General features: G+C 33.5%; 5 protein-coding genes. All 5 read right to left on the reverse strand.

Annotation, left to right across the window (positions count from 1 at the left end; genetic code table 11):
- Window positions 1–1,472: HAMP domain-containing sensor histidine kinase (locus PHC28_RS13260; protein ID WP_300101416.1), on the reverse strand; the 1,472-nt coding region annotated here is incomplete at its 3' end.
- A gap of 246 nt (window positions 1,473–1,718) precedes the next feature.
- Entirely contained in the window at window positions 1,719–2,084 is a 366-nt protein-coding gene (locus PHC28_RS13265) for a hypothetical protein (protein WP_300101420.1), read from the reverse strand.
- Window positions 2,085–2,938: 854 nt separating this feature from the next.
- The gene (locus tag PHC28_RS13270) at window positions 2,939–4,891 is read right to left on the reverse strand and encodes an OmpA family protein (RefSeq protein ID WP_300101423.1); all 1,953 of its coding nucleotides are present in this window, start codon (window positions 4,889–4,891) and stop codon (window positions 2,939–2,941) included.
- Window positions 4,892–4,903: 12 nt separating this feature from the next.
- Window positions 4,904–5,809 (reverse strand): type IX secretion system membrane protein PorP/SprF, encoded by a 906-nt coding sequence (locus PHC28_RS13275; protein ID WP_300101426.1) that lies wholly within the window; start codon window positions 5,807–5,809, stop codon window positions 4,904–4,906.
- A gap of 56 nt (window positions 5,810–5,865) precedes the next feature.
- Window positions 5,866–7,144 (reverse strand): gliding motility-associated C-terminal domain-containing protein (locus tag PHC28_RS13280; protein ID WP_300101429.1); only part of this gene is annotated, 1,279 nt, incomplete at its 5' end.

The following is a 7,144-nucleotide window of genomic DNA, read 5'->3' on the forward strand; positions in this document are numbered from 1 at the left end:
AATCTCAAACTATTTCCCACTTTGGTCAGTTTAGCAGTTACTGTAATTAAACCTTCTTTTGTAAATTTTATGGAATTCCCAATGAAATTATAAAAAAGCTGATGCATTTTTACAACATCTGCCCAAACAAGAGTATCTAAACTTGAATCTAATTCAGAAACAATGGTAATGTCTTTTGCTTCGGCTATTGATTTTAAAGATTCTAATACAGAATAAACCTCTTGATTCAAATTTATTTGAGAATTATACAGCTTTATTTTTGAATTTTCATTTTTAAAAAAATCTAAAATTTGATTTACTGTAATTCTAAGAGAATTTGAAGCAAAATGAATGGAATTTATTGTTGAAGCAATTGACAAATCCGTATTCTCTAATTTCAATTTATTTGAAAAATTTGAAATGACTGATAAAGGAGCTCGCATTTCATGACTTAACATTCCTATCAATCTATTTTTTGTATCTAAATTTCGCTCTGCATCTGTCTTTGCCTTTGCTAAATATTTTTCGTGAATATAGGCATAAATTGTATATAAAAACAGTAACACAGTAACCAATCCCATCGTTAAAAGCAAGTAAAGAAGGGTTCTTTTTCTGTTTGAAATATCAATATTATATAATTTTAAAGCGGTTTCATTTCTTTTTTTGGTTAATTCTTGTGTTGCTTTTGAATAATAGAAAAGAATATTTTGGCTCCTATTTAAAATTTCTTGATTAATTATTAGCAAGAAATCGTTTCTTTCTTTTAGATTACCATAAACCTTAGCAATGTTTAAAATTTGCTTTTGATATTGCTCTTTCGAATACAAAAAAACATTCTTGAGCTGTTCTTCAAAATTACCTGTTTTAGGCTCATTATTATAAATCATCTTTATTTGGACTTCTGTAAATAAAGAATTTACATTAGACTCGTTTGAGATTGCATCTTTTATTCTTCCAAAAAATCCTTTTTTCTTTGAACTTGTTTCCTTTTTAATGGTATCATAGCTTATAGAGCTTAAAACCTTATCAAAATCAATTTTTTTTATCTGGAAATCAACTATTTTATTCTGATCTGATAAGCTGATTCCTATCAATGAATCTAGCTCTTTACGCAAAAAAATTATATTATTTTCAGTTTTTTGCTTTGATTTTAGTATCATTTTAAAAGGCTTATCGCTTTTAGATAGTAAATCTAAACTATCTAAATAGGTCATCATCATTTTTAAAGAATTTTGATACCCAAAATAGTCTTTCTTGTTGTGTTTTTGTAGATATTTATTAAAATAATTTTCCGCTTCAAAATATTGTTTTACAGCACAATTATTATATTCTAATGCTTTATTTGGCTTGATAGAGTTTTTAATTTCTTTCGAAAAATTGTTTTGTGCAGATTCTTCTTTATTCCAAGTTTTATAGACTAAAATTTGAATTAATACGATGGAAAGAAAAAGCAGAATATGAATAATTTTTCTTTTTGTTAGGGATAAATTCATTCTTTTTGTTTTTTTTATTAAGACAACAGCTCACTGAATTATAGGTGTTCAGCGAATTTCATTTGTCTTACAATATTTTATTTTGCTTAGCCAATTCTCAGCCTCGTCAGGTCAGGTCATCGGTGTATGATAATTATTCAAATGCTTACAAAAACTTGTTGTTAATGGCAATTTTATACCTTTATTTTTACCTCAAATTTTTCTTGACCAAAAGATTTAAAAATTTTGTTCATCTGATAACATTTTTTAATTTATATTTTCCGTACACTTTCTGATATAATTTACAACATCTTGTTTTAACCAATTCATATCAATTAAGAAAATATTATTTTTCAACTTTTGTTCTATTACAATATCTTTATAATCCATATAGATGAAAACATATTTAACCTTATTAGCATAACCAGTATAAAACATAAAATCATTAGGGGTAGTCATCACTATAAAAAGAATGTCAGTTTCATTTACAGTAATGGCTACAAAATCCTTAATCTTAAAATATCTTTCCACATTAGAAATCCAAGAAAATTTAGCTTTGAAAAATCTTGAAAATCCTCTTGTTTCATCAAGAAAAACAACCCTATTTGATATCGAAATCGTATTAGTATCCATAAAAGAAATATTATTTTATTTGTACTTTTTTCCTTTTTTTCTGTTTACAACAATCTATTATAGGTCTTTCTCCAAACAACTAATATTGGAAATTATTCTGCAAATTCATTTGCGAATTATCTTTTCAATACTATAATGGAAAAACTATAGTAATCATTGCTATTGATAATTTTAATTAAATTTGTGTATTATAGCCCGTGTTCGATTAGTGTTTTTTAAATCAATAGAAATGAGCATATGTTTAAAACTTGAAAATTTGACCTAACTTATTTTTAAAAATCCACTAGGCTGGTGTTAAAAACCTAGTAATATAAAAATTCAAACCTTAATTCATTTTACTTACAGTTGTTTATAATAAACTCGTTACGAATATTTAGATTCCTATGTGAGGCATTACAATGGTTAAAAAAACAAACAAAGAAAATTAGAACACTTCCATCCAATACCCCAAAAAGAAAGAGTTGTAATAAGCTGAATCTATTTTCCACTATTTATAAAAAAGTTGCTATTTTCTGTAAGACCATAAATACCAATATCCATATTATGATTGTCATAATTAAGATTGTCAGATAAGGTCGGATAAACAATTGTTCTACTACTTTTTTTATATATTTCATTGCAAATAGTTAATAAAAAGTTATTTATAAATATTTATAGATGCCTTCTAGAGAGTGAAATTGTTTTCATAATAGTGATGTTTTATATTTATTTGTTCTATTTTAAAATCAAATTCATTTTACAGTATTTTATTTTATATTCATTTTACAATAGCTATGAATAGGGTATATTTGCCTCTCAAAAGTTTCACCTTTTGAGAGGCTTGTTTTTAATAATTTTTATCTGCTAGATCAAGGCTAAAGCGCTGTAATAATAAATTCACTTCTTCTATTGGCTTGATGTTGCTCTTCAGTACAGTTTGATTGGTTGGTTGGTTCGCAACCACAATCGTTTACCAATTGCGATTCGCCATATCCTCTTCCTGTTAATCTTGATTGGGCAATGCCTTTTGATACTAACCAGGCTATAGTAGATTTTGCTCTTCTGTCTGACAATGCCATATTGTATTTCGCCGTCTGACGACAATCTGTATGCGAACGAATATCCAATTCCATTGTTGGGTGTTGCTCTAATACGTCCAGTATTTTGGCTAGTTCATACGCTGCATCTTTTCGGATGAAAGATTTATCTAAATCAAAATAAATCATTTTGATTTCAAAACATTTTCCCAAATCATCTCCGATAGCGACCTTACAAATCGAACGTTCTAATTCAAAAGGCAAATCTGTTTTCCCACTTGTATTAGCAATTGTAATGCTTTTTTCACTCGTGCTATAATCCTCTTTCTCTGTTCGTACGTAATAATATTTACCGCATTCTACAGTAAGTGAATAATAGCCTTTGTCATCCGTATTGGTTGTGGCTTGTGTTTTTGATTGGCTATCAAACAATGTTACTTTTGTATTAGAAAGTGGTAATCCTGTGGCTTTATCGGTCACAATGCCTGATAAAAGTTGCTCGCAAACGTATTCGATTTTCTTGGTTTCTTTGAATCTATAGATGTCATCACTTCCCTCCCCTCCATCACGGTTTGAAGTTACATAACCTAGTCTAGTGGAATTGTCAATCAAAAAGGCAAAGTCATCTTTGGAACTGTTTAAGGGTTCGCCAACATTCAATACGTCTTTAAAACTCCCGTCTTTCGCCTCTTTCGATACAAAAACATCTAATCCTCCTAGCCCTGGACGTCCGTCTGAAGCAAAGTACAATTCGTTATCTCTAGTTATCATAGGAAAGGTCTCTCTTCCTTCTGTATTGATCACGTTTCCTAAATTCTCTGGTGTCCCATAACTTCCATCGGAGTTGATGGCTACTTTATATAAATCTGACTCCCCTATGGTTCCTGGCATATCTGATGCAAAGTACAAGTTCCTTTCATCTGTACTTAATGCTGGATGGGCTACACTATATTCATTGCTATCAAAAGGTAATTCAGTAATGTCTTTCCAGTTATCGCCTTCTAAGGTAGCTCTGTATATCTTTAACAAGGTTGTTCCTGCTTTGTCTTTTCCTTTTTTGGATAAATAGTTGTTTCTGGTAAAATAAACGGTTTTACCATCTTTGGTAAAAACTGGCGTCGATTCGTGAAATTTTGAATTCAAAGATTTTCCAAAACGATCTACACTGCTAAGGCTTCCTTCTTCTCCCCTATCGGCAGCATACAAATTGGTAAAACTCTCTCCTGTCCAACTGTGTTTCTTACCCCCTATTCTTGAGGTATCTCTTGCTGATGCAAATATCACTTTGTTGTTATAAAAGGAACTCCCATAATCAGAATACTCTGAATTGATTCCTGCATTTTCAATGGTATAACGTCCTGAGTTTTTCTTTATTTCTGCCAAATAATCTTTTTGAGAACTCGCTAGTTTGGCTCGTAAATCTGTACCGCTTTTTTGCTCAAATTTCGCCATCATCAAATCGGCTTTTTCATAATCCTTGATTGCTTTCAAAGATTGGGCATAACGGTAATAATATTCTGGTGTTACTTCTTGATTGAGCTTGAATAGTTCTCCATACCATTTGGCAGCTTTTTCAAAATCAGCATTAAAATAATAGGCATTCCCTAATTTTTCTAACATATCAACCGATGTATATCCTTTATCGAATAAACGCTCATAGGTTTTTATCGCATCAACATAAGCAAACTTATCGTATTCCTTCTCTGCTTTTGCTTCTTTTATAGTTTGTGATTGCAGCATATTTACCGAAGCAATCAACACTAATACGGTGTGTAAAATTCTATTTCTCATCTTAGCTATTTTTTAAAAGAATCTTGGAGTAATGATTCGGTTTTGTTTGGTTGGCAATTCAAATCGCAAGAATATCTCGTGTGATCCTGAATTGTAGTGGCGTAATCTTGTGGTTTCCATATCATAGCCATAACCAATATACATTCCATCGGTTATCTGAAAACCTGCCATAGCACTAACGGCAGCACTCCAGCGCCAGGCTAGTCCCAATACCAGTTTCTCGTTGAAAAGAAAATTCCCCGAAACGTCCAACTGCAAAGGTGATCCCGCCACTTCCTTGAGTAAAAATGCAGGCTTGAATTGTAAACTCGGCGACAAGTCGAATACATAACCTCCTATCAGATACATATTCATTTTCTCTTTGTAAATCTTGACTTCGTTGTCGTTATAATGGTTGGTTTCCAAAAAGTTGGGAACCGATAGTCCAACGTACAATTTATCGGAATGAAGGTATAATCCTGCGCCAATATTGGGCGTAAAACTGTCATAATTTTGCAACGAAAGATCTCCTTGATTATAAATATTCAACTTTGAAGCATCTAAATTGAACAAGTCTGCCGTCGCTTTCATTCCAAAGGACAACTTGTAAGTATCCGAGGTTTGAATCGTATAGGAAATATCTGCTGATATTTGATTTTCTACCGTTGCCCCTAATTTATCATTGACAAAGGATAATCCTCCTCCTATATTGCTTCCCAAAGGGCTTTGTATCGAAAAGGTGTTGCTCGTTGGCGCTCCATCCAGACCAACCCACTGCGTTCTGTGCAATCCGAAGATGCTCAACACGCCTCGTGAACCTGCATAAGCCGGATTCACGTTGATCGTGTTGTACATGTATTGGGTAAATTGGGCATCTTGCTGGGCATTACTTACTACTCCAATAAGCATTATAGCTACTACTAAAATTTTTGTTCTCATATTGGTTTGAATTAATCCGGAAGAATCCTTTTAGAATTCTTCCGGAAATTAAATATTTAGTTATTGTTTAAATGGAGATAACCTGCTTTATCGTGTCCTGCACCACTAAAATCTACATATTTAAGAATATAGTAGTACGTTCCTGAAGGCAATCCCTCTGACTGTTTAACAGTAGTTCTTCCTTCTGAAATCCCTTTGAACACAACCGTTTTATTGTTATATCCATCGGCACTGTAAACCAATACACCCCATCTATTGTAGATCTCTACCGTGTTTTTAGGATAACATTCTAATCCTTGAATGTAGAATGTATCGTTAGCACCATCGTCATTCGGCGTAACGGCATTGAATACTTCTATCTTGCAACCATCCACACCAAGTACGGTAGCTAAATCATTTCCATCACTTGACAAATCTTGAACGATAGTGCCTAACGGACTTGTACCATAGGCCGTGGCTTGATTGGTTACTGTTCCTAAATTAATATCGGCCTGTGTGATGTGGTAAACAGCTGTAAATGTTGTGCTATCCGATGCTCCAACAGCCAAACTAATTGGCCCTCCCGACAAAACTACCCCTGATAATGGATCCGTTATGGTCACATTGGTCAACGGTACATTACCGGTATTGGTAACAACAAATGAGTACGTAATTGTCTCTCCTGCTTGGGCAGAATCGTCACCATTATTATCATCAAATACGCCTGTTTTAATTAAAGCTATACTTGGTGTTTGTGTTAATGGTGTTATCGTACAAGTTGGACAAGTTGAATCTACTGGACAAGTGGTACAAGGCGTTGGATCGGTTGATGTAGCCGTTACCGGATTACCAACTGGTGGTGTTCCCGTTGTGGTAGCTAAATTATAAACATAACCCGCATCAATATCTGCCTGTGTAACAGTATGAACTGCCGTGAATGTTGTACTATTACTTGCGCCTACCGCTAAACTTGCCAACGGCCCTCCTGTTACTGTTGCGTTAGGATCGGTTACCGTAACATTGGTCAAGGTCACGTTTCCTGTGTTGGTTACAACAAAAGTGTAGTTGATTGCATCTCCAACATTCGTCACACCGTTTCCGTTCGTGTCAAAGTAGGCACCGTCTTTGGTAATCACGATTGCTGGTGCTGGTACAATCTCTACAATCGTACAATCAGGACAAGTTGGACTCACTGGACAAGTAGTACAAGGTGTTGGATCACTCGAGGTATCCGTTACTGGATTACCATCTGGGTCTGCTCCTGTAGCGGTTGCTAAGTTATAAACATAACCCGCATCAATATCAGCTTGTGTTAATACGTGAGTAGCTATAAATGTTGCAGAGTCAGTCGCTCCT

It is taken from the genome of Flavobacterium sp., assembly GCF_028712645.1.
GTDB lineage: Bacteria > Bacteroidota > Bacteroidia > Flavobacteriales > Flavobacteriaceae > Flavobacterium.

What these genes read in the sequence shown, in the direction of transcription:
- PHC28_RS13270 (WP_300101423.1), bottom strand. Translation starts at nt 4,891, where the DNA reads ATGAGAAATAGAATTTTACACACCGTATTAGTGTTGATTGCTTCGGTA.
- PHC28_RS13265 (WP_300101420.1), bottom strand. Translation starts at nt 2,084, where the DNA reads ATGGATACTAATACGATTTCGATATCAAATAGGGTTGTTTTTCTTGAT.
- PHC28_RS13275 (WP_300101426.1), bottom strand. Translation starts at nt 5,809, where the DNA reads ATGAGAACAAAAATTTTAGTAGTAGCTATAATGCTTATTGGAGTAGTA.